This is a genomic window from Burkholderia sp. 10_S31 (genome assembly GCF_056930375.1).
Map to the genome: position 1 here is coordinate 24810 of NZ_JBXOWK010000002.1, position 21671 is coordinate 46480.

Here is a 21671-nt window from a genome sequence, read left to right on the forward strand (position 1 = left end):
TCAGGCGGCAGCCGGGTGGAATGCGAGCGCGAGCCCGTTCATGCAGTAGCGCAGGCCGGTGGGCGGCGGGCCGTCGTCGAACACGTGGCCGAGATGGCCGCCGCAGCGGCGGCAGTGCACTTCGGTGCGTGTCATCCCGTACGACGCATCGGCTTCGGTCGCGACCGCGTGGTCGAGCGGCTTCCAGAAGCTCGGCCAGCCGGTGTGGCTGTCGAATTTGGTGCTCGACGAGAACAGCGCGAGGTCGCAGCCGGCGCACGCGAACGTGCCGCGGCGATGCTCGCCGTTCAGCGGGCTGCTGTACGGCGGCTCGGTGCCGGCATCGCGCAGCACCGTGTACTGGGCGGGCGTGAGGCGGCGGCGCCATTCGGCGTCGCTGCGGGTGACCTCGAAGCGGGCGGCGGGTTGTGCGCCGGCGACGGGCTGCGCGGCAAACGCGCGGCCGACCAGCGCACGGCGGCCGGCCGACGACAGCGCCGCGAGCGCGGCGAGGCCGGTGGCGCCGGCGAACAGCAGATTTCTGCGGGTGGGCATGGCGGGCTCCTGGAAGCAGGTGCTGAAACATGCGCACAGAGTAGACAGCGGTCGGTGTCGAAGTCCTCACGGAAAGTTAAATGAATTGTGATTGTTTTTTGGGGGATCCGGCCAGGTCCGTTGAAATCCGTCAAAGCCCCGTCTGACAAGGGTTTGCAGGGAGGTTTTGGTTCGCCAAGTTCCGCGGAAATCCTCCACGAGCCGCAACTTTTAGTGTTTTTTTAGTGTTCGCGATGTGGGGTAGGCTCTGCTTAGAGATGCAGGGGCCGACCTGGTTGCGATATCAAAGGAGGGCGACTGTCGGCGTTGCAGCGACATCCCGTGCGTCGCGACGCGATTCATCCATGAACGGCGAACTTTCGACGATTTTCGTCGAGAAGCAGGGAAAGTGAGATTTTTTCGGTCGCATCGAGGCGATATGATTTCTCCAGCCCCAATATTCGTCAGCCAACCCATGAAGCGCGCCAGCATCGTTCTGACGCGGCACCGCAAGCACGAGAGAGTTGTATGCCGGACACGCCATTCGTCATCGTCGAACACGCCCGCAGGAGAGCCGCTCAAGTCCGGTCCGGCGACGTTCCCGCCGCCTTGCAGGACGGGCCCAAGTGGGTGTGTCGGATCGTGCCGGATCATGAGCGGCGGTGCGGCGCAGGACACCGGTCAGCTGCAAGTGTGGCCGGCATGCTCGGCCGGCTGAAGCCGGCGAACGTCCTGTTGGCGGACCCAGCCGCGAGCGCCGACGGCTGGCTGGCGCGTTCGTCGACCGACAGGGGCGGCCGGTGTCGAGCCTATGCGCATCTCGGCGCGGACCGGATCCTCGAGATGGTGGGAATGCCGGCGGTCGGCCCGTGGCTCGACGAGCGCGACACCTGGTGGCCTGGCGCGTACGAGCTGCCGCTGCTCGAGCAGTTGTCCGCGAACGAGTCGCCGCTGCGCGACCTGCTTGGCGCGACTGCACGCGCCCATTTGCTGATGAGCCTGACCGAAGTCGACGGCACCGCGCTCGTGACCGAATCGGACGATGGCATCGAGCGTCCGTTCCGTATTCCCGCGGGCGTGGATACGATCCATTTCGCCCCCGTATGCATCCGCGGCCCAATGGCGCAGTGGCGCGAAACGCTCGTCACCGCGTTCGACCGCGTCCGGCATCTGGTCGGGCTCAGATCGGCTCGCCCTTTCTATCTTTGACGCAAGCCCCCGTTCTCCGGCAAGCCACGCCATGACCGATCCACTCGACACCTTCGACCGCAAGATCCTGAATATCGTCCAGCGCGATTGCACCGCGACTGCGGATGCCATTGCCGAACGGATCGGTCTGTCCACGTCCGCCGTGCAGAAGCGGCTGAAGCGCATGCGCACCGAAAAGATCATTTCGGCGGAAATCGCGGTGGTCGATCGCGCGGCCGTCGGCCGGCCGATGACGTTCATTGCGGCGATCGAGATCGAACGCGAAAACTACGAGACGGTCGCCCGGTTCCGCGAGTGGTCGAAGGCGCATGACGAAATCCAGCAGATCTACTACGTGACCGGCTCCGTCGACCTGATCGCGATCATCACCGCACCCGACGTCGAGGCATACGACCGGTTGTCCGCGCGGATCATGCAGAGCAATCCGATGGTTCGCCGGATCAACACGAATGTCGTGCTGAGCGCGCTCAAGGTCGGGTTGTTCGTGCCGGTCGACAAGGACGGCGACGACGCCCCGTCGACGGCCTGACGAGGGCGGTTCGCGCGGCGACGGCCGATCCGTCCGTCCCGCGTGACAAACCGCAACGCGTGACTGCCCGAATCGGTCGAAACGCATAATTTGTCGATCAATTCGCATAACTAACATGTTTCCTGTAGTCAATGAACAGGAGATGATCAAGATGGAACTCAAACTGGCATTGGTCGGATTCGGCGGAGTCAATCAGGGACTGGTCGAACTGCTCAAGAAGAAACGCACGCTGCTGGGTGCATCGGGACTCGACGTGTCGGTGACGATGGTCGCTGACCTGCGGCTCGGGATCGCGACGAATCCTCGCGGCATCGCGCTGGATGTCCTCGACGAAACCGTCCGGCGGGGTGTCGACGCCGAAGCGCTCCGTCGCGATCCCGGTACGCGGGTGTCGCCGGACGTCGGTCTCGAGGCCGTGCTGAAGGCCATTGCGTCGGAGCACGTGGATGTCGTCGTCGAGGCGACCTTCACCGACCCGAACACCGGTGAGCCGGCACTGTCGCATTGCCGTACGGCCCTCGAATGCGGCAAGCACGTGATCACGACCAACAAGGGGCCGATCGCGCTCGCGCAGCCGGCGCTGGCACGGATCGCCGCGCAATCGGGTGCTTGTGTGATGTACGAGGGCACGGTGATGAGCGGCACGCCGGTGCTGCGGCAGCTCGCGACCTCGCTGCGCGGCTGCGACATCAACGGCTTCGCCGGCATCCTGAACGGCACGTCGAATTACGTGCTCGGTGAGGTCGAGGCCGGCGCGAGCTTCGATGCGGCGATCCGGGATGCGCAGCAGCGCGGCTATGCGGAGGCGAACCCGGCGGCCGACGTCAACGGTTCGGACGTACAGCTGAAGGTCGTCATTCTGGCGAACGCACTGTGGAATGCCGGCCTCAAGCGTGGCGACGTAACGTGCCGCGGCATCGTGGAATTGACCGAGCACGACGTGCGCGCGGCGGCGGCGGAGCGCATGTCCTGGCGGTTGATCGGATCTGCCATCCGCCATCCGGACGGCACCGTCACCGCGAGCGTCGAACCGCGCAAGCTGCCGGCCGGCCATCCGTTGCTTGCCGCGAGCGGCGTGACGAACGCGATCACGTTCGACACCGACGTGCTCGGTGGCGTGACGATCAGCGGGCCGGGTGCCGGGCGCGAGGAAACGGCGTTCGCGATCCTCTCCGACCTGATCGAGCTGGCGGACAGGATTGGCGCAGCCTCGCACGAGGTGGCGGCATGAGCGCGCGCGATGCGGTGGTGACCGACTGCACGGGAGCCGGCGTAGCCAAGGTTCGGTCGCCGTATGACGGCTCGATCGTCGGCCAGGTTCGTCTGGCGCGAGCCGAGGCGGCGCCGGTTCTCGTCGAGCGCGCGCTCGACGGCGCGCGAACGGCAGCAACCATGCCACGCGGCCAGCGGGCCGACATCCTGTTTCGCGCGGCCGCGAGCGTGGAGGCACAAGCGGAGACGTTTGCACGCACGATCGCGCTCGAAGCGGGCAAGCCGTTGCGGCAGGCCCGCAAGGAAGTCGCACGCTGCGTGAACACGCTGCGCCTGTCGGGCGAGGAGGCGAAACGGCTGACCGGCGAGACGATCCCGTTCGACGGCTATCCCGGCTCCGAGGATCGCAGCGGCTACTACACGCTGGAGCCGCTCGGCGTGATTCTCGCAATCACGCCGTTCAACGACCCGCTGAACCTCGTTGCACACAAGCTCGGGCCGGCGATTGCGACCGGCAATGCGGCGATCCTGAAGCCCTCGCTGCTCGCGCCGCTGTCCGCGCAGGCGCTCGTCGAGGTTCTGTGGGAAGCCGGTGCGCCGCGCGACACGCTGCAGATCGTGCACGGCGGCGCGGATGTCGCGTCCGCGCTGGTGCGCGACCGGCGGATCCGGATGGTGACCTTCACCGGCGGGCCGGAAACCGGCGAGGCCATCACGCGCGAGGCAGGGCTCAAAAAGATCGCGATGGACCTCGGCGGAAATGCGCCGGTGATCGTGATGGCCGACTGCGACCTGAAGGATGCCGCCGAAGCATGCGTGTCGGGCGCGTTCTGGGCGGCGGGACAGAACTGCATCGGCACGCAGCGGATCTTCGTCGCCGAGGCCGCGTACGAGCCCTTCGTCCGTTACTTCGTCGAGCTGACCGGCAGGATGGTCGTGGGCGATCCGCTGGACGATGCGACCGACATGGGGCCGATGATCGGCGAGGAACAGGCGCTCCGCATCGAACACTGGGTCGACGAAGCGGTCGCCGGCGGTGCGACGGTGTTGAGCGGCCATCGGCGGCGCGGTGCGCTGTATGAACCGACGGTGCTCGTGGATGTGCCGCGCGACGCGCGCATATGGACCGACGAGGTATTCGCGCCGGTCGTGACGATCGAGAAATTCGCCGACCTGCAGCAGGCGCTCGACGCGGCCAATGCGTCGGAGAGTTGCCTGCATGCAGGCGTGTTTACCAACCGCCTGGAGGTGGCGCTCGGCGCGGCGGAGCGGCTGCAGGCGGGCGGCGTGATGATCAACGATTCGTCCGACTACCGCTTCGACGGCATGCCGTTCGGCGGCTTCAAGCATGGGTCGCTGGGCCGCGAAGGTGTCCGGTTCGCGATGACGGAAATGACGCAGCCGAAGGTGGTCTGCTTCAGGCGCAACCGGCGGCTGTCGAGCTGATGCGCGAGCGCCGGTACATGACGGGCCGGCGCGGCGCGAACCGGAGCGGTGTGTGTGCAACGTAGCGGAGAAGGAGTCGAGGATGCCAGCAGCAATTCCTGCATGCAAGCCGGCGGTGGACGCGCTGGTGGTCGAGGATATTCACAAGTCGTTCGGCGGTGTCGAGGTGCTGAAGGGCATCTCGCTGACCGCGCGGAATCACGAGGTCGTGTCGATCCTCGGCAGCAGCGGCTCGGGCAAGAGTACGTTCCTCAGGTGCATCAACTTGCTGGAAATGCCCGACCGTGGCCGGATCTGCGTGAACGGCGAAACGCTCGCGCTGAAGCCGGCGGGCCGCGACGGCGCGCTGGTCGCCGCTGACGCGCAGCAGGTGATGCGCGTGCGCCGCAAGCTCGCGATGGTGTTCCAGCAGTTCAATCTCTGGGCGCACATGACTGTGCTGCAGAACGTGATGTTCGTGCCGGTGCGCGTGCTGGGCGTACCGAAGCGCGACGCACGCGACAAGGCGATCGCGATGCTCGAACGGGTCGGGCTCGCCGGCAAGTGCGAGCACTATCCAAACCAGCTGTCGGGCGGCCAGCAGCAGCGTGTGGCGATTGCACGTGCACTCGCGACCGATCCCGACGTGATGCTGTTCGACGAACCGACGTCGGCGCTCGATCCCGAGCTCGTCGGCGAAGTATTGAAAGTGATGCGCTCGCTGGCCGACGAGGGGCGCACGATGCTCGTCGTCACTCACGAGATGGGTTTTGCGCGCGAAGTCGCGAACCGCGTCGTGTTCGTCCACCAGGGACGAATCGAGGAGGACGGCAGTCCCGGCGAAGTGTTCGCGAGCCAGAAATCGCCGCGTTTCCAGAAGTTTCTGTCCAGCATCATCTGATGCGGATTCAATGCCAACCGGAGGGGAAACCATGAAGAAGCTGCTTCAGTCGCTGTGCGTGGGCGCGGCACTGCTCGGATCGGTCGCGCATGCCGAGCAGGTCGTGCGGGTCGGCACGCTCGCCGATTACGCGCCGTTCGAATACAAGGATGCGTCCGGCAAGCTGCAGGGCATGGAGATCGACGTCGGCAAGAAGATGTGCGACACGATGAAGGTCAAGTGCCAGTGGGTGACGATGGATTTCGACGCGCTGATTCCGGCGCTCAAGGCCAAGCAGATCGATGCGGTGCTCGCGCAAATGTCGAAGACGCCGGAGCGCGAGCAGTCGGTCGACTTCACGCGCATTTTCACGACGGCACCCGTGCAACTCGTCGCGAAGCAGGGCTCGGGTATCACGGATGGCGCGGCCACGCTGCGCGGCAAGACGATCGGCGTTCAGACCGCGTCGACCCACGAATCCTATCTGCGCCGCCGCCTGCCGGCGAGCAAGTCGGGGATCAACGTGAAGGTCTATCAGACGCTCGACGAAGCCTGGCTCGACCTGGAGGCCGGGCGCGTCGATGCCGTGCTTGCCGACAACACGGTCGCATACGACTGGCTGACGAAGGCCGGCAGGAAGGAGGGCTTCGACTTCGTCGGCAAGCCGATCGCCGATGCGGAGATCTTCGGCGACGGCACGGCGATCGCGGTGCGCAAGGGCGACGCGCCGCTGAAGGCGCTGTTCGACAAGGGGATCGCGCAGGTGCAGGCGGATGGCACGTTCGCCGCCGCCAACAAGCGCTATTTCCCGTTCAGCATCGCGCCGCAATAGCCGCGCATCGGGACCGCGCGGCCGCCGCACGGCGGCCTGCGCGATCCGGGCCTATCCGGGCCTCACAAGGAGCGATATCACGATGGACATTCTGGTGAACTACGGCGCGCAGATCGCGGCGGGCGCGCTCGTCACGCTGGAACTCGCGCTCGCCGCGCTGTGCGTCGGCATGCTGCTCGGCATCGCCGGGGCATCGGCGAAACTGTCGAGCATGGGCTGGCTCAGACATGCGACCTATGCGCTGACCAATTTCCTGCGCGGCATTCCCGAGTTCCTGATCCTGCTGATCTGCTATTTCGGGCTGTCGCGTGTGCTCAACGTACAGTTCGACGGCGCCTTTGCCGTGAGCCCGTTCTCGGCCGGCGTGATCGCACTCGCCGTGGTGTTCGGCGCCTACTCGTCGGAGATGTTCCGCGGCGCGTTCATCGCGGTGCCGGCCGGACAGATCGAGGCCGCGCGCGCGTACGGGATGACACGCCTGCAGACACTGTGGCACGTGCGCCTGCCGCAGGCGTGGCGAATCTGCCTGCCGAGCCTGAACAACATGTGGCAGAACTTGCTGAAGGACACGTCGCTGGTATCGATCGTCGGGCTCGAGGACATGCTGCGCAAGGCCAACATCGCCGCGCAGTTCACCAAGCAGCCATTCGTCTTCTACGTGACAGTCGGTATCGTCTATTTCGGCTTTCTCGCCGTTTCAAACCCCGTGTTCGCGTGGCTCGAGCGCATCGCGGGCCGCGGCTACGCACAACGCACCTGACGAGGGCCATGCGATGAACGACTTTCTTTCCCTCATCGTGCAGTCGGGCGCGGACGTCGCGCGCGGCGTATGGATCACGCTGCAACTGCTGGTGCTGTCATGCACGTTTGCGTTCGCGCTCGCGGTGCCGCTTGCCGTCGCGCGTACGTCGGGGCATCGGTGGCTGTCGGCACCGAGCCGCCTGTTCATGTCGGTGTTTCGCGGCACGCCGCTGCTGGTGCAGATTTTCGTGCTGTATTACGGGCTCGCGCAGTTCGCGATCGTGCGCGCCTCGCCGCTGTGGCTGCTGGTTGGCGGATCGTTCTCGTGTGCGTTGTGCGCGCTGACGCTCAACCTCGCGGCCTACATGGCGGAAGACATCCGCGGCGGCATTGCCGGCGTGCCGGCCGGCGAGAAGGAAGCCGCGCTCGCGTTCGGGATGAGCCGCTTCATGCTGACCTGGTTCGTGATCGTCCCGCGCGCGATCGGCATCGTCGCGCCGACGCTCGGCAACGAGATCGTGCTGCAGCTCAAGTCGACCGCGCTCGCCAGCACGATCACCGTGCTCGACCTGACCGGTGTCGCGCGGCGCATCTCCATCGAAACCTATACGACCGACGCGCTGATGCTGGCCGGCATCGTGTACGTCGGTATCACGGCAGTGCTGTCGACCGTGCTCAAACGCGTCGAAGGGCGGCTGAATCGCCATCTGGGCAGCGTGCGTGCCTGACGGCACCGCGTGGACACGACACAATGAACGATCCGGAGAACGAAATGGGATACAGGCTTGAAACGCTCGCGCTGGCCGCGGACCGCGACGTGACCGACGAGAAGACGGTCGCGCCGGCGATCCACTATTCGGCCGTGTTCAAGGCCGCCGGCAGCGAGGAATTCGCGGAGATGTCGAGCGTGCCGCAGCATCCGCGCAACTACACACGCTACGGCAATCCGGTTCACGAGCGTGTCAAGGCGATCATGGCGGAGCTCGAGGGCACCGAGACCGCGCTCGTCACCGCGTCCGGCATGGGCGCGATCGCGACCGCGATCCTCAGTGTCGTGAAGGCCGGCGATCACGTGATCGGCCAGACGCGCCATTACATGAGCACGACGAAAATGCTCGACGACATGCTGCGCCGGTTCGGCGTCGAGGTGACGTTCGTCGACCAGACCGACGCGGCCGCGTTCGATCGTGCGATCCGGCCGAACACGCGGCTGATCGTGCTCGAGTCGCCGGTCAATCCGCTGCTGCTCGTGACCGACATCGCCGCGGTGACTGAAATCGCCAGGGCGCGCGGCATCCTGACACTCGCGGACAACACGTTCGCATCGCCGGTCAACCAGCAGCCGCACCGGCTCGGTGTCGATATCGTCGTGCACAGCGCGACCAAGTATCTCGGCGGCCATCACGACCTGACCGGCGGCGTGATCTGCACGAGCCGCGTGCTCGCCGAGCAGATCTGGCATACGCACATCACGCTCGGCTCGGTGCTGTCGCCGATGGACGCGTGGCTGCTGCTGCGCGGGCTGCGCACGCTGCCGATGCGCGTCGAGCGGATCAATGCGAATGCCCAGGCGCTCGCCGAATTCCTCGAGGCGCACGCGAAGATCGAGCGCGTGTTTTATCCGGGCCTGCGCAGCCATCCGCAACATGAACTCGCATGCCGGCAGATGCGCGGTTTCGGCGGCGTGGTCGCGTTCGGCGTGCGGGGCGGCTATGGCGAAGCGCAGCGCTTCGTCGAGGCGCTGCGCTTGCCGCTGAATGCGGGCAATCTCGGCGGCGTCGATTCGCTCGCGATCCATACGGCATCCATGTGGGCGGGCACGATGTCGGCGGAGCAAATGCGCGCGGCCGACATCCCGCTCAACTTCATCCGTTATTCGGTCGGCATCGAGCATGTCGACGACCTGAAAGCCGATATCGCGCAGGCGCTCGAGCAGATCTGACACGGACCGGCGCACACGGCCGTTCGACGCATCGGGCGGGTCGCGCCAGCCTTTGAACCGATTCGGGCACGAGCGGCCCGGATTGCAACGACGGAGCACGGACTATGCATGGCATCACGGTACTCGACGGCGGCATGGGTCGCGAACTGGCGCGGATGGGGGCGCCGTTCCGACAGCCGGAATGGTCGGCGCTCGCGCTGATGGAAGCGCCGCATTACGTCGGCCTCGCGCACGACGCGTTCGTCGCGGCGGGCGCCGACGTGATCACCGCGAACAGCTATGCGGTCGTACCGTTCCATATCGGCGAGCAGCGGTTTCGTCGCGACGGTGTCGCGCTCGCGGCACTGGCCGGGCAACTCGCGCGGCAAGCCGCGGATCGCGCAGGGCGGCCCGTGCGCGTCGCGGGATCGCTTCCGCCGACCGGCGGCTCGTATCGGCCCGACCTGTTCGACGCGGCGCGTGCCGATGCGATTCTGGCGACGCTCGTCGACGGGCTCGATCCGTACGTCGACCTGTGGCTGGCCGAGACGCAGAGCCTGACCGGCGAGATCGACGCGGTCCGTCGCGCGCTGGGTGCGAATCCGAAGCCGCTCTGGGTGTCGTTCACGCTGCGCGACGATGTCGACGCCGACGCGGGCACCGGGCCGGTACTGCGATCGGGCCAGACACTCGACGAAGCAATCGGCGCCGCCGTGTCCGCGCGCGCGAGCGCGCTGTTGTTCAACTGCAGCCAGCCGGAGGCGATGGGTGCGGCGATCGAGACGGTGCAGCGTACGCTCGCGGGAACGGGAGCGGGACCGGCGCTGATGATCGGCGCGTATGCGAACGCGTTTCCGCCGCAACGCGCCGATGCGCGTGCGAACGAGGAACTCGACGCATTGCGCGGTGATATCGACCCGCCCGGTTATGCGAAATGGGCGGAGCAGTGGCTTGCGCTCGGCGCGCAGATCGTCGGCGGTTGCTGCGGAATCGGCCCCGACCACATCGCGGCATTGCGCGACGCGGTCGATGCGCGCGGCGCCGGGCACACCGGGCTCGGCCAATGAAGATCGACGGCCTGGACCAGAAGATAATCGACGCATTGTGTGCCGATGCGCGGATTCCGCTCGCGGTGCTGGCCGACAGGATCGGTTTGTCCAGGCAGGCGGTCCGGAACCGGATCGACCGGCTCGAAGCGCTGAAGATCATTGCAGGCTATACGGTGCGGCTCGCGTTGCCCGACGATGTCGCACCCGTGCGTGCCGTGATGCTCGTCTACCGCAAGGACCGGATGCGCGGCGCGGACGTGCTTGCCGCACTCGGGAGGATCGCCGAGGTGCGCGACTGCGCGGTCCTCAGCGGCGAGGTCGATTTGCTGGTGCAGATAGAGGCGGCCACGCATGAGCGCATCAGCGACATCTGGGCGACGATCAGCGCATTGGACGGCGTGCAGAACATGACGACCAGCTTCGTGCTCGACTCGGTCGTTCATAAGCGGTGACGGCCCGGCGCCGCGGATGAAGACCGACCGGCGGCCGGTGACGGCTACGCCCCCGCCCGCTTCAGTTCCGTTCCTGTTCCAGCCAGCGTCTTTGCGACGCATAAAGATGCGTGCGCATTGCCGCCTGGGCCATCAGCACCTCGCCGTTTTCCAGTGCGTGGAGAATGGACTCATGTTCGTCGAACGCCCTGGCCCACGTCTGCTTGCTTTCGGCGCGCGCGCTGACACGCGACGAGATCGGACTGTGGCGTCCGTCGAAAAGCTCGCCCACCAGCCTGACAAGCACTGAATTGCCCGTCATCGACGCAATCGCGACGTGAAATTCGCGATCGTGCTGTAGCGGCGAGCGGCCTTCCGCGATGGCCGAGCGCATGGCGTCGACCGCGCGCCGCACGGGCTCCAGCAGTTCGGGTGTCGCGCGTGCGCAGGCGAGTTCGACGACGCTGCCCTCGAGCGCGGCACGGGCGCTCGTCAGTTCGATCGGGTTTTCGCCCAGCGGCGTCGCCGGTGCGCTCAACGCCTTCGCGGGAGAGCACACGAACACGCCGGACCCCATCCGGACTTCGACGATGCCTTCGATCTCCAGCGCAATGAGCGCCTCCCGAACCGACGGGCGCGATACGCCCAATTGCTGGGCCAGATCGCGCTCCGGCGGCAGGCGTTCTCCGTCGGCGAACCGTCCCGCTTCGATAAGCGAACGAATCTGGTCGGCGATGCGCTGATACAGGCGGCGGGTATCCACCTGTTTGAACGGGTCCGGCAATGCTCCCCCTTGCCCGCGTACCGCGGATTTCTGTCGGAAGCAGTCAGTCTACTGCACTCCGAGTGGCCTGACCAATCGGCGGGAGGAGAGGGCACGTCCTCACCCGTCGATGGTGAATCGACTCGCGAAATTGGCCTTACCAAATGATCGGCCTTCGAGCTGGCGGGGAGTCTCACGCCATGTCCTCCAATCGTGATGCGGGCGCCTGAAGGACATCATCCCTCGAATGCAACGCTCAGGCTCTAGCCGCAAACTTAGGGATTTCCCATGAATTTCCGAAATTGGCTTGACCAAATGTGGCCAGACCAATAGCCTGTGTCTGGTCAGGCCAATTTGGAAGCATGTTTCCGCGCCGTCCTCTTTCATACGTAATCGAGACACCGATGAGAACTGTCATTTGTGAAGAACCCGGCCGCCTGGTCGTTGCCGAGCGCCCGATGCCGGCAGCCGGACCCGACGAGGTACTGATTCGCGTGAAGCGGGTTGGTGTTTGCGGCACCGACATGCACATCTTCACCGGCAACCAGCCGTACCTCGCGTATCCGAGGGTGATGGGGCACGAACTGGCCGGCGTCGTCGAGACGGCGCCGGCGGGCGCGCGCGTGAAGGCCGGCGACCAGGTCTACGTGATGCCATACCTGTCGTGCGGCACGTGCGTCGCGTGCCGTGCGGGCAAGACGAATTGCTGCACCCGAATCCAGGTGCTGGGCGTGCACGCCGATGGCGGCATGGCCGAATACCTCGCCGTTCCGCAGGCGTTCGTGTTCAAGGCCGATGGCGTCACGCTCGACCAGGCCGCGATGATCGAATTCCTCGCGATCGGCGCGCACGCGGTCGCGCGTGCCGACGTTCGGTCGGATCAACGCGTGCTGGTCGTCGGCGCGGGGCCGATCGGCATGGCCGCACTGATCTTCGCGATGCTGCGCGGTGCGCGGGTCAGCGTGCTCGACAGCCGTGCGGACCGGCTCGAGGTCTGCAAGACGGCACTGGGCGCGCACGCTGCCGTGCTGCTCGACACGACGGGCGCCGCCACCGACGTGGCGCGCCTTGCGGCGCTCACCGACGGCGAGTTTTTCGACGTCGTGTTCGACGCCACCGGCAACCTCGGTGCGATGGAGCGCGGCCTCGAGTTCGTCGCGCACGGCGGCAAGTACGTGCTGATCTCGCTCGTCAAGGGCCGCATCTCGTTCTCGGATCCCGAATTCCACAAGCGCGAAACGACCTTGCTCGCGAGCCGCAACGCGACGCCCGCGGACTTCGAAACGGTACTCGACGCGATGCGCGCGGGCCGGGTGCCGACCGACGCGCTGAAGACGCACGCGCTGACGCTCGCCGATCTGCCCGACCGGTTCGCGCAACTCCTCGCGCCGGACGCGGGCGTGATCAAGGCGCTCGTCGAATGTTGAACGGGGCGCGCGAACCGATGGGTAATCCGATCCTGCAATTCGGCACCAGCCGCTTCCTCCAGGCGCACGTCGACCTGTTTACGTCGGAAGCGCTGGCCGCAGGCCGCGCGCTCGGCGAGATCACCGTGGTGCAGACGACGTCGAGCGCGGAAAGCCGCGCGCGCATCGACGCGCTGCGTGCCGCCAGGCGCTATCCGGTGCGGATCCGCGGCCGGCGGCACGGCGAGACGATCGATCGCGTGGTCGACTGCATGGCGATTACCGAAGCGCTGCATGCGACGGAAGACTGGGCGCGGTTGCGCGAGCGCGTCGCATGCGAGGTCCGCGCGATCGTGTCCAACACCGGCGACAGCGGCTACGCGCTGTTCGATGACGACGGGGCCGATCTTCTCGACGGCTCACGGTCGCCGCGCGGATTCGCGGCGAAGCTCGCGGTGCTGCTGCACGAGCGCTTTCGTGCCGGCGGCGCGCCCGTCACGCTGCTTCCGTGCGAGCTCGTCGCGCGCAACGGCGACACGCTGCGCGACCTGGTGATCGCCGTCGCGCGGCGATGGGAGGCGGATGCCGCGTTCGTCGACTACCTGATCGGCGGCTGCGTGTGGGTCAACTCACTCGTCGACCGCATCGTGTCGGGGCCGATTCACCCGGTCGGCGCGATCGCCGAACCGTATGCGCTGTGGGCGGTCGGCCGCACGGCGGGGATGACGCTGCCGTGCGAGCACCCGGACATCGTCGTGACCGACGACCTGGAACGTTACGAGCGCCGGAAGCTGCTGCTGCTCAATCTCGGGCATACGGTGCTCGCGGAGCAATGGCTCGCGCGCGGCGGCATGTCGGACATGACGGTGGGCGCGGCGATGGACGATCCCGTGTACCGCGCGCCGCTCGAAGCGGTATGGAACGACGAGGTGATGCCGGTGTTCGATGCGCTCGGCGAACACGACGCGGCGCTGGCGTACCTGGACGAGGTGCGCGACCGGTTCTCGAATCCGTTCCTTGCGCATCGGCTTGCCGATATCGCGGGCAATCACGACATGAAGAAGGCGCGGCGCCTGCGCCCGGCAGTCGAGCTGGCGCGCACGCTGAAGCTGCCGATCGGTCAGCCGCACCTGACCGCGGCGCTCGGATGAACGCTCGCGGCGCAGCGGTCCGCCGCCGCACGCGATGAAGTGAAATGAAATGGAGACACGCAAGGATGACGACACGCATTATCGATGTGCAGGTCCGTGACATTCGCTTTCCGACCTCGAAGAGCATGGACGGCTCGGACGCGATGAACGGCAATTCCGACTATTCGGCCACCTACGTGACGCTCGTCACCGACGCGGGCAACGGCATCCAGGGACACGGGCTGACGTTTACGATCGGCCGCGGCAACGAGCTGTGCGTCGAGGCCGCCCACGCGCTCGCGAAGCTGTTCGTGATCGGTCGCTCGCTCGAGGAGATCACGTCCGACTTCGGCGCGTACTGGCACGAGATGGTTGCCGGCGACTGCCAGTTGCGCTGGGTCGGCCCGGAGAAGGGCGTGGTGCATCTCGCAACGGCGGCGCTGATCAACGCGATCTGGGATCTCTGGGCCAAGACGGCACGCAAGCCGGTCTGGAAATTCCTGGTCGACATGCCGCCCGAACAGCTCGTGAGCTGCATCGACTTCACGTACATCGACGACGTGCTGACGCGCGAGGAAGCCGTCGCGATGCTGCGCCGGGCCGCACCGGGCAAGGCGCAGCGCGAGCGGGAGATGCACGAGCACGGCTTTCCCGGCTACACGACGGCGGCCGGCTGGCTGGGGTATTCCGAGGACAAGATGCGCGCGCTCGCCCGCGCGGCGGTGGCGGATGGCTGGACCCACCTGAAGCAGAAGGTCGGCGCGGATCTCGCGCAGGACGTGCGGCGCGCGGCCATCCTGCGCGAGGAGCTCGGCTGGGACCGCAAGCTGATGATGGACGCGAACCAGAACTGGGGCGTCGACGAGGCCATCGCGAACATGCGGGTGCTCGCCCGGTTCGATCCGTGGTGGATCGAGGAGCCCACCAGCCCCGACGACATTCTCGGCCACGCCGCGATCCGGCAGCGGATCGGGCCGATCGGTGTCGCGACCGGCGAGCACGCGCACAACCGCGTGATGTTCAAGCAGTTCTTCCAGGCCGGCGCGCTCGATTTCTGCCAGCTCGATCCCGCGCGGCTCGGCGGGCTCAACGAAGTGCTCGCCGTCGTGCTGATGGCGGCGAAGTTCGGCGTGCCGGTATGTCCGCACGGCGGCGGCGTCGGTTTGTGCCAGTACTCGCAGAACATCGTGATGTTCGACTACATCGCGGTGTCGGGCTCGCTGGAGCGGCGCGTGCTCGAATACGTCGACCATCTTCACGAGCATTTCGAGGCGCCGATCGCGATTCGCCGCGGGCGCTACATGCCGCAGGAGGCGCCCGGCTACGGCGTCACGATGAAGCAGGCTTCGCTCGATGCATACGCCTATCCGGACGGCCCCGAATGGCGCGCGTAAACGGATAGCGGGCAGGCATCACGACAAGAATCATTCCGGAGACAACGATGGATCACGATCCGCATCAATCGAAGCACCTTGCCAGCGCGGTCAGGAAGGCCGCGCTCCGGCTCCTGCCGTTTCTCACGCTGATGTACGCGCTGGCGTTCATCGACCGCGCGAACGTCGGTTTCGCGAAGATCGCCTATCAGGCCGATACGGGCCTGAGCGATGCGGCATTCGCGTTCGGCGCCGGCATTTTCTTCATCGGCTATGCGCTGTTCGAAGTGCCGAGCAACCTCATCATGAACCGCGTCGGCGCGCGGGTCTGGATGAGCCGGATCATGGTGACGTGGGGCATTGTGTCGGCCTCGATGATGTTCGCGCAGACGCCGACGCAGTTCTATACGATCCGCTTCCTGCTCGGCGCGGCCGAGGCCGGCTTCTTTCCCGGGATCATCCTGTACCTGACCTACTGGTTTCCCGCGAAGGGGCGCGCCCGTGCGCTGGGGCTGTTCTACTTCGGCGTGCCGATCGCGATGCTGATCGGCAACCCGCTGTCGGGCTTCCTGTTGCAGATGCATGACGTGTTCGGCTTGCGCAACTGGCAATGGATGTACGTGGTCGAGGGGCTGATGGCGACCGTGGTGGGCGTGATCGCGTTCTTCTACCTGACGAGCCGGCCGAAGGACGCGCGCTGGCTGACCGATGACGAGAAGCGCGCGTTGTGCGACACGCTCGACGCGGAAGAGCGCGCGAAGTCGCGGCATCTGTCCGCGGCCGTGTTCGGTGTGCTGAAGGACCGCCGTGTGCTGACGTTCATTGCCGCGTACTTCTGCATCCAGATCGGCAATGCGCCGCTCGCGTTCTACCTGCCGTCGAAATTCGCCGCGACGATGGGCACCCAGATCGACGGAAAGATCGGGTTGCTGCTGATGATCCCGTGGCTGTGCACGATTGCGGCGATGATCGTCGCCACGCGTTTCGCGGATCGCCACGACAACCATCTGCAGGTGGCGACCGGCATGCTGACGGTCGGGATTCTCGCGTTCGCCTCGGTATCCGTGATCAATACGCCGGTGCTCGCGCTGCTCGCCTTCTGCATCGCGATTCCCGGGCTGGTCGCGTGCCAGCCGGTGTTCTGGTGCCTGCCGACGCGCTATCTCGGCGGGACGGGCGCGGCGAGCGGCATCGCGTTCATCGTGTCGATCGGCAATCTCGGCGGTTTCGTGTCGCCGCAGATCAAGGCGTTCGCGGACGCGGTGTCGCACGATTCGCGCACGGGCTTCGTCGTGGTGGCCGCATTGTGTTTCGTCAGCGTGCTGCTGCTGCGCTCGTTGCGCGGGATCGAGCACGCGGCCGAGGAGCGCACCGCGGGCGGCGCGCAGGCCGGCTCGCATCGATGAACCATTCGCCGGCGCGCGCGATGTCGCGCGCCGATGACGAACAACCCGTCAGGGATCCAGGATCACCTCCATGTCCTTTCACGTTACCGAGCCGGCCGCGATCCGGCTGCATCCGAACGACGACGTCGTGATCGCGACGCGTCAGCTCGTGTCCGGCACCCGGATCGCATCCGAGGCGCTCGTCGTGGCCGGCCTCATCCCGCCTGGCCACAAGATCGCGACACGCGACATCGCGAAAGGCGAGCCGGTCAGGCGCTACAACCAGATCATCGGCGTCGCGCGCGAGGCGATCGCGCGCGGCCATCATGTACACGTGCACAACCTCGGCATGGTCGAGTTCGCGCGCGAGCACGCGTTCGGCGCCGGCGCGATCCCGACGCACTACGACGAAACGCCGGCAACCTTCATGGGCATTCGTCGTGACGACAGCCGCATCGCGACCCGCAATTACATCGGCATACTGACGAGCGTCAATTGCTCCGCGACGGTGGCGCGCGCGATCGCCGATCATTTCCGGCGCGACGTGCGCCCGCAGGCGCTGGCCGACTATCCGGCCGTCGATGGCGTGATCGCGCTCACGCACGGGCTCGGCTGCGGGATCGATTCGCAGGGGGATGGCATCGCGATCCTTCGCCGTACGCTGGCGGGCTACGCCGCGCATCCGAACTTCCACTCGGTGCTGTTCATCGGCCTCGGCTGCGAGACCAACCAGATCGGCGACGTGCTGCGCGAAGGCGGGCAGGCGGACGCCGCGCGCCTGCGCCATTTCACGATCCAGGAGAGCGGCGGCACGCGCAAGACGATCGAGCGCGGCATCGCGATGATCACGGAGATGCTCGCGGACGCGAACCGCGTGGCGCGTGTCCCGATGCCGGCGGCGCATCTCGTGGTGGGCCTCCAGTGCGGCGGCTCGGACGGCTACTCGGGCATTTCGGCAAATCCCGCGCTGGGTGCGGCAGTCGACCGGCTGGTGCGGCAGGGCGGGACGGCGATCCTTTCCGAAACCCCCGAGATCTATGGCGCCGAGCATCTGCTCACCCGGCGCGCGGTCAGCCGGGACGTCGGCGAGAAGCTGCTCGCGCGAATCGCATGGTGGGAAGCGTATTGCACGCGTCACGGCGCGGCGCTGGACAACAATCCGTCGGCCGGCAACAAGGCGGGCGGGCTCACGACGATTCTCGAGAAATCGCTCGGCGCGATCGCGAAAGCCGGGACCACGAATCTCGTCGACGTCTACGAATACGCGCAACGGATCGACGCGCGCGGCCTCGTCTTCATGGATTCGCCCGGCTACGACCCGATGTCTGCGACAGGGCAGGTCGCATCGGGCGCGAACCTGATCTGCTTCACGACAGGCCGGGGGTCGGCATACGGCTGTGCGCCATCGCCGTCGCTGAAGCTCGCGACGAATACGGCGCTATGGACGCGCCAGGCGGACGACATCGACATCGATTGCGGTGGCGTGATCGACGGCAAGTCGAGCGTCGACCAGCTCGGCGCCGACATCTTCCGCGCGATGCTCGACTGTGCGTCGGGCCAGCGCTCGAAAAGCGAACTGCATGGCTATGGGCAGAACGAGTTCGTGCCGTGGCAGGTCGGCGTGATCACGTAACCGCACCTGGCGCGCGTGCGGCAAACCGCACGTGTCGCGAGGCCGTGCCGCACGCGCGACAGGCGGCGTCCGCTCAGGCCGGCGCGACGCCCGCCGCGCCCTTGCGTTCGTCCGCGATCCAGTCGCCGAACAGCTGGATCTTCTGCTGCTGTTCGGCACCGCCCGGATACACGAAGTAATAGCCCATCCCGGTCGGCAACGAAATGTCGAACGGCATCACCAGCCGGTGCGCCGCCACGCTTTCGTTCGCGAGCGTCCGGTCGCCGATCGCGACGCCGTAACCGTCGATCGCCGCGTGCGTCGCGAGATCCAGCGTTTCGAAGCTCAAGCCGCGCGTCGAGTCGACGTGCGGCGCGCCCGCATGGTCGAGCCACCGCTTCCAGTCGCGGTGATCGCGCGTCGGATGCAGCAGCGTATGGCCAGCCAGGTCGTCGAGGTTCGCGAGCGGCTGCCGCTCCGGCAGGCTTGGTGCGCAGACCGGCGTGAGCCGTTCCTCGAACAACGGGATCGCATGCATGTCGGGGCCGCCGCCGGCTGCGTAGATCACCGCGGCGTCGAACGGTTCCATGCGGAAATCGACGTGATGATCCCAGGTCGTCGTGATCTGCACCTGGAGCTCGGGATGCTCGGCCTGGAACCGCATGATGCGCGGCAGCATCCACTGCATCATGCAGGTCGGCACCTTCAGCGCGAGTTCGGTGCGCCTGCGCGAAAGGCGCATCGATACCTCCTCGATGCGCGCGAAGCTTTCGCGCACCGTCGGCAACAGGAGTTCGCCTTCGGCCGTCAGCGTCAGCCCCTTGGGCGTGCGCTTGAACAGCGCAAACTGATAGAAGCCCTCGAGCGCGAGGATTTGCCGGCTCACGGCGCCCTGGGTCAGGCACAGGTGCTCGGCGGCGCGCGTGAAGCTGCCGTGACGGGCGACGATGTCGAAGATCTGCAGCGCGTTGAGGGAAGGAAGTCGTTTCATCGGGACGGCGGGTTCCGGAAAGGGCGGCCGGCGGGGCGCGTCGCGTCGTGCGGCACGATGCGCCGTCGCGCATTGCTCAGTGCAGGATTTTCGCGAGGAAGTCCTTCGCGCGATCCGACTTCGGATTCGAGAAGAAATCGTCCTTGCGGTCGTCCTCGACGATCGCGCCCTTGTCCATGAAGATCACGCGATGGGCCACCTTCTTCGCGAAGCCCATTTCGTGCGTGACGACCATCATCGTCATCCCTTCCTGCGCGAGCTCGACCATCACGTCGAGCACTTCGTTGATCATTTCCGGATCGAGCGCCGACGTCGGTTCGTCGAACAGCATCGCGATCGGGTCCATCGACAGCGCGCGCGCGATCGACACCCGCTGCTGCTGGCCGCCCGACAACTGGCCCGGAAACTTGTGCGCATGCGCCTTCAGGCCGACGCGATCGAGCAGCTTCATGCCCTTCTCGTTCGCCTCGTCCTTGCCGCGGCCGAGCACCTTGACCTGCGCGAGCGTGAGGTTCTCGGTGATCGACAGGTGCGGGAACAGCTCGAAATGCTGGAACACCATCCCGACCTTCGAGCGCAGCTTCGACAGGTTCGTCTTCCTGTCGCCGACCGACTGGTTGTTCACGAGGATCTCGCCCTGCTGGAACGGCTCGAGGCCGTTGACGGTCTTGATCAGCGTCGACTTGCCCGAACCCGACGGGCCGCACACGACGACCACTTCGCCTTTCCTGACCTCGGTCGTGCAATCGGCGAGGACCTGAAACTGGCCGTACCACTTCGAAACGTTGCTGATGGAAATCATGGAGATACCTGGATCGTAATGAGGCGCGCGCGGCGCCGGTTCAGCGTGCCTTCGCGACGCGGTAGCGGCGTTCGAGCGCGCGGGCGTACCACGTCAGCGGGAAGCACATCGCGAAGTAGAGCAGCGCGACCATCGCGTAGATCGGAAACGGCTTGAACACCGCGTTGGTGATGATGTTGCCCGTCTTGGTCAGTTCGGTCAGCCCGATGATCGACGTGAGCGCGGTGCTCTTCACCGCCTGCACGAGGAAGCCGACGGTCGGCGGCAGCGCGATCTTCCATGCCTGCGGCCACACCACGTAGCGCAATTGCTGGGTCCACGTCATGCCGAGGCTGGCCGCCGCGTTCCACTGGCCGCGCGGTACCGCGTCGACGCAGCCGCGCCAGATGTCGGCCAGATAGGCGCTGGCGTTCAGCGTCAGCACGACCGACGCGGCGACCCACGGCGTCACGTCGATACCGACGAGCGGCAGTCCGAAGAAGCCGAGGAACAGTTGCATCAGCAACGGCGTGCCCTGAAACACCTCGACGTAGAGGATCACGAAGCGGCGCAGCGCCGCCGACGCCGAGATGCGCATCGCCAGCAGCGCGAACCCGGCGCCGCTGCCGCCGACGAACGTGATCAGCGACAGCAGCACGGTCCAGCGCGCGGCGAGCAGCAGGTTCCATGCAATATCCTGGAAGGTGAATTCGATCATCGTGCACGCTCCGTGGGAAGGCGGGTTTCAGGGGAGCGGGCGCGCCACGTGAAGCGGGCAACCCGGGTGCGCCGCGGCGCGGCAGCCGCGCCGCGCGCCGCGCGGCCCGAGAACAGCCGCCGGGCGACGCGATTGAGCAGCATGCGCAGCGCGATCGACAGCAGCAGGTAGATCGCGGTCACGACGATGTAGATCTCGAACGCGCGGAAATTGCGCGACTGGATGAAGTTCGCCGCATAGGTGAGGTCGGGCACCGAGATCTGCGAGACGACCGCGGAGCCGAGCATCACGATCAGCACCTGCCCGAGCAACGCGGGGTACACGTTCGCGAGCGCTTGCGGCAGCACGACGTGACCGAACACCTGCCGGCCGTGCAGCCCGAGCGCGCGCGCGGCCTGCACCTGCCCGTGCGGCACCGATTCGATGCCGGCGCGCAGGATCTCGACCGCATACGCACCGAGGTTGACCGTCATGGCCAGCACGGCCGCCTGCGCCTCGTCGATATGCACGCCGATCCCGGGCAGCCCGAAGAAGATGAAGAACAGCTGGACCAGGAACGGCGTATTGCGGATCAACTCGACGTAGGCCGCGACGAGCGCGCGCGCCCAGCGCGGGCCGGCGAGCGCGATCCACGCACCGGCGGTGCCGATCAGGCCGCCCAGCACGGTGGCGGCCGCGGTGAGGCCGAGCGTCACGCCGATGCCGCGCGCGAGCATGCCGGCGTAGAGGCCGAAATCGCTGAAGTCGAACACGTAGGTCATCGCGATGCC

Annotated in this window: 22 protein-coding genes; 16 read left to right on the plus strand and 6 right to left on the minus strand. The window is 66.5% G+C overall.

Translation table 11 applies throughout. From position 1 onward, the window contains the following. Entirely contained in the window at positions 1-534 is a 534-nt protein-coding gene (gene msrB / locus AC1Z3W_RS14795) for a peptide-methionine (R)-S-oxide reductase MsrB (RefSeq protein ID WP_483507870.1), read from the minus strand. 714 nt (positions 535-1248) lie between these two features. Here msrB and AC1Z3W_RS14800 point away from each other — a divergent pair. The 11 genes from AC1Z3W_RS14800 (at position 1249) to AC1Z3W_RS14850 (ending at position 10763) form a co-directional block, all read left to right on the plus strand. Beyond that, on the plus strand, positions 1249-1722 hold the full coding sequence (locus tag AC1Z3W_RS14800) for a hypothetical protein (RefSeq protein ID WP_242431741.1): 474 nt from the start codon (positions 1249-1251) through the stop codon (positions 1720-1722). Positions 1723-1753: 31 nt separating this feature from the next. After that, on the plus strand, positions 1754-2251 hold the full coding sequence (locus AC1Z3W_RS14805; RefSeq protein WP_122950306.1) for an Lrp/AsnC family transcriptional regulator: 498 nt from the start codon (positions 1754-1756) through the stop codon (positions 2249-2251). Between the two features lie 151 nt (positions 2252-2402). Beyond that, positions 2403-3482 carry a homoserine dehydrogenase gene (locus tag AC1Z3W_RS14810; protein ID WP_483507871.1) on the plus strand — a complete coding sequence of 360 codons (1080 nt, stop codon included), beginning with the start codon at positions 2403-2405 and terminating at the stop codon, positions 3480-3482. Then, entirely contained in the window at positions 3479-4909 is a 1431-nt protein-coding gene (locus AC1Z3W_RS14815; RefSeq protein ID WP_483507872.1) for an aldehyde dehydrogenase family protein, read from the plus strand. Before AC1Z3W_RS14810 ends, AC1Z3W_RS14815 begins: the two co-directional genes overlap by 4 nt. An 82-nt stretch (positions 4910-4991) precedes the next feature. Continuing rightward, complete coding sequence (locus AC1Z3W_RS14820; RefSeq protein ID WP_483507873.1) at positions 4992-5789, plus strand: ABC transporter ATP-binding protein; 798 nt, start codon at positions 4992-4994, stop codon at positions 5787-5789. A gap of 31 nt (positions 5790-5820) precedes the next feature. Then, entirely contained in the window at positions 5821-6600 is a 780-nt protein-coding gene (locus AC1Z3W_RS14825; protein ID WP_057924185.1) for an ABC transporter substrate-binding protein, read from the plus strand. An 82-nt stretch (positions 6601-6682) separates the two neighbouring features. Continuing rightward, entirely contained in the window at positions 6683-7360 is a 678-nt protein-coding gene (locus AC1Z3W_RS14830) for an ABC transporter permease (RefSeq protein WP_057924186.1), read from the plus strand. Positions 7361-7373: 13 nt separating this feature from the next. After that, positions 7374-8069, plus strand: coding sequence for an ABC transporter permease (locus tag AC1Z3W_RS14835; protein ID WP_057924187.1), 696 nt, complete (start codon positions 7374-7376; stop codon positions 8067-8069). A gap of 44 nt (positions 8070-8113) precedes the next feature. Beyond that, complete coding sequence (locus AC1Z3W_RS14840; protein ID WP_057924483.1) at positions 8114-9283, plus strand: trans-sulfuration enzyme family protein; 1170 nt, start codon at positions 8114-8116, stop codon at positions 9281-9283. A 104-nt stretch (positions 9284-9387) separates the two neighbouring features. Continuing rightward, positions 9388-10329 (plus strand): homocysteine S-methyltransferase family protein, encoded by a 942-nt coding sequence (locus AC1Z3W_RS14845; protein ID WP_124835644.1) that lies wholly within the window; start codon positions 9388-9390, stop codon positions 10327-10329. Next, entirely contained in the window at positions 10326-10763 is a 438-nt protein-coding gene (locus AC1Z3W_RS14850) for an Lrp/AsnC family transcriptional regulator (RefSeq protein ID WP_483507874.1), read from the plus strand. Before AC1Z3W_RS14845 ends, AC1Z3W_RS14850 begins: the two co-directional genes overlap by 4 nt. Before the next feature lie 61 nt (positions 10764-10824). On the opposite strand, the gene AC1Z3W_RS14855 is transcribed toward AC1Z3W_RS14850, so the two are convergent. After that, the gene (locus AC1Z3W_RS14855) at positions 10825-11526 is read right to left on the minus strand and encodes a FadR/GntR family transcriptional regulator (protein ID WP_057924190.1); all 702 of its coding nucleotides are present in this window, start codon (positions 11524-11526) and stop codon (positions 10825-10827) included. A 383-nt stretch (positions 11527-11909) separates the two neighbouring features. On the opposite strand from AC1Z3W_RS14855, the gene AC1Z3W_RS14860 reads away from it, so the two are divergent. From AC1Z3W_RS14860 to AC1Z3W_RS14880, 5 genes are all read left to right on the plus strand, one after another. Next, positions 11910-12932, plus strand: a complete 1023-nt coding sequence (locus AC1Z3W_RS14860) for a zinc-binding alcohol dehydrogenase family protein (RefSeq protein WP_057924191.1) — start codon at positions 11910-11912, stop codon at positions 12930-12932. A 17-nt stretch (positions 12933-12949) separates the two neighbouring features. Further along, positions 12950-14062, plus strand: coding sequence for a mannitol dehydrogenase family protein (locus tag AC1Z3W_RS14865; protein ID WP_483507875.1), 1113 nt, complete (start codon positions 12950-12952; stop codon positions 14060-14062). Between the two features lie 65 nt (positions 14063-14127). Further along, positions 14128-15435, plus strand: a complete 1308-nt coding sequence (locus tag AC1Z3W_RS14870) for an enolase C-terminal domain-like protein (RefSeq protein WP_175827268.1) — start codon at positions 14128-14130, stop codon at positions 15433-15435. A gap of 47 nt (positions 15436-15482) precedes the next feature. Beyond that, positions 15483-16820, plus strand: a complete 1338-nt coding sequence (locus AC1Z3W_RS14875; RefSeq protein ID WP_124835648.1) for an MFS transporter — start codon at positions 15483-15485, stop codon at positions 16818-16820. 70 nt (positions 16821-16890) lie between these two features. Continuing rightward, entirely contained in the window at positions 16891-18432 is a 1542-nt protein-coding gene (locus AC1Z3W_RS14880) for a UxaA family hydrolase (protein ID WP_483507876.1), read from the plus strand. Positions 18433-18505: 73 nt separating this feature from the next. On the opposite strand, the gene AC1Z3W_RS14885 is transcribed toward AC1Z3W_RS14880, so the two are convergent. The 4 genes from AC1Z3W_RS14885 to AC1Z3W_RS14900 all read right to left on the minus strand — a co-directional run bounded on the left by AC1Z3W_RS14885 (position 18506) and on the right by AC1Z3W_RS14900 (position 21662). After that, a complete protein-coding gene (locus tag AC1Z3W_RS14885) occupies positions 18506-19402 on the minus strand; it encodes a LysR substrate-binding domain-containing protein (RefSeq protein WP_057924195.1) in 897 nt (298 codons plus the stop codon). Between the two features lie 76 nt (positions 19403-19478). After that, positions 19479-20204 carry an amino acid ABC transporter ATP-binding protein gene (locus AC1Z3W_RS14890; RefSeq protein ID WP_483507877.1) on the minus strand — a complete coding sequence of 242 codons (726 nt, stop codon included), beginning with the start codon at positions 20202-20204 and terminating at the stop codon, positions 19479-19481. A gap of 40 nt (positions 20205-20244) precedes the next feature. Next, entirely contained in the window at positions 20245-20901 is a 657-nt protein-coding gene (locus tag AC1Z3W_RS14895) for an amino acid ABC transporter permease (protein ID WP_483507878.1), read from the minus strand. Next, positions 20898-21662, minus strand: coding sequence for an amino acid ABC transporter permease (locus AC1Z3W_RS14900; RefSeq protein WP_057924198.1), 765 nt, complete (start codon positions 21660-21662; stop codon positions 20898-20900). The genes AC1Z3W_RS14895 and AC1Z3W_RS14900 overlap by 4 nt, the downstream gene beginning before the upstream one ends. Positions 21663-21671 lie beyond the last annotated feature (9 nt).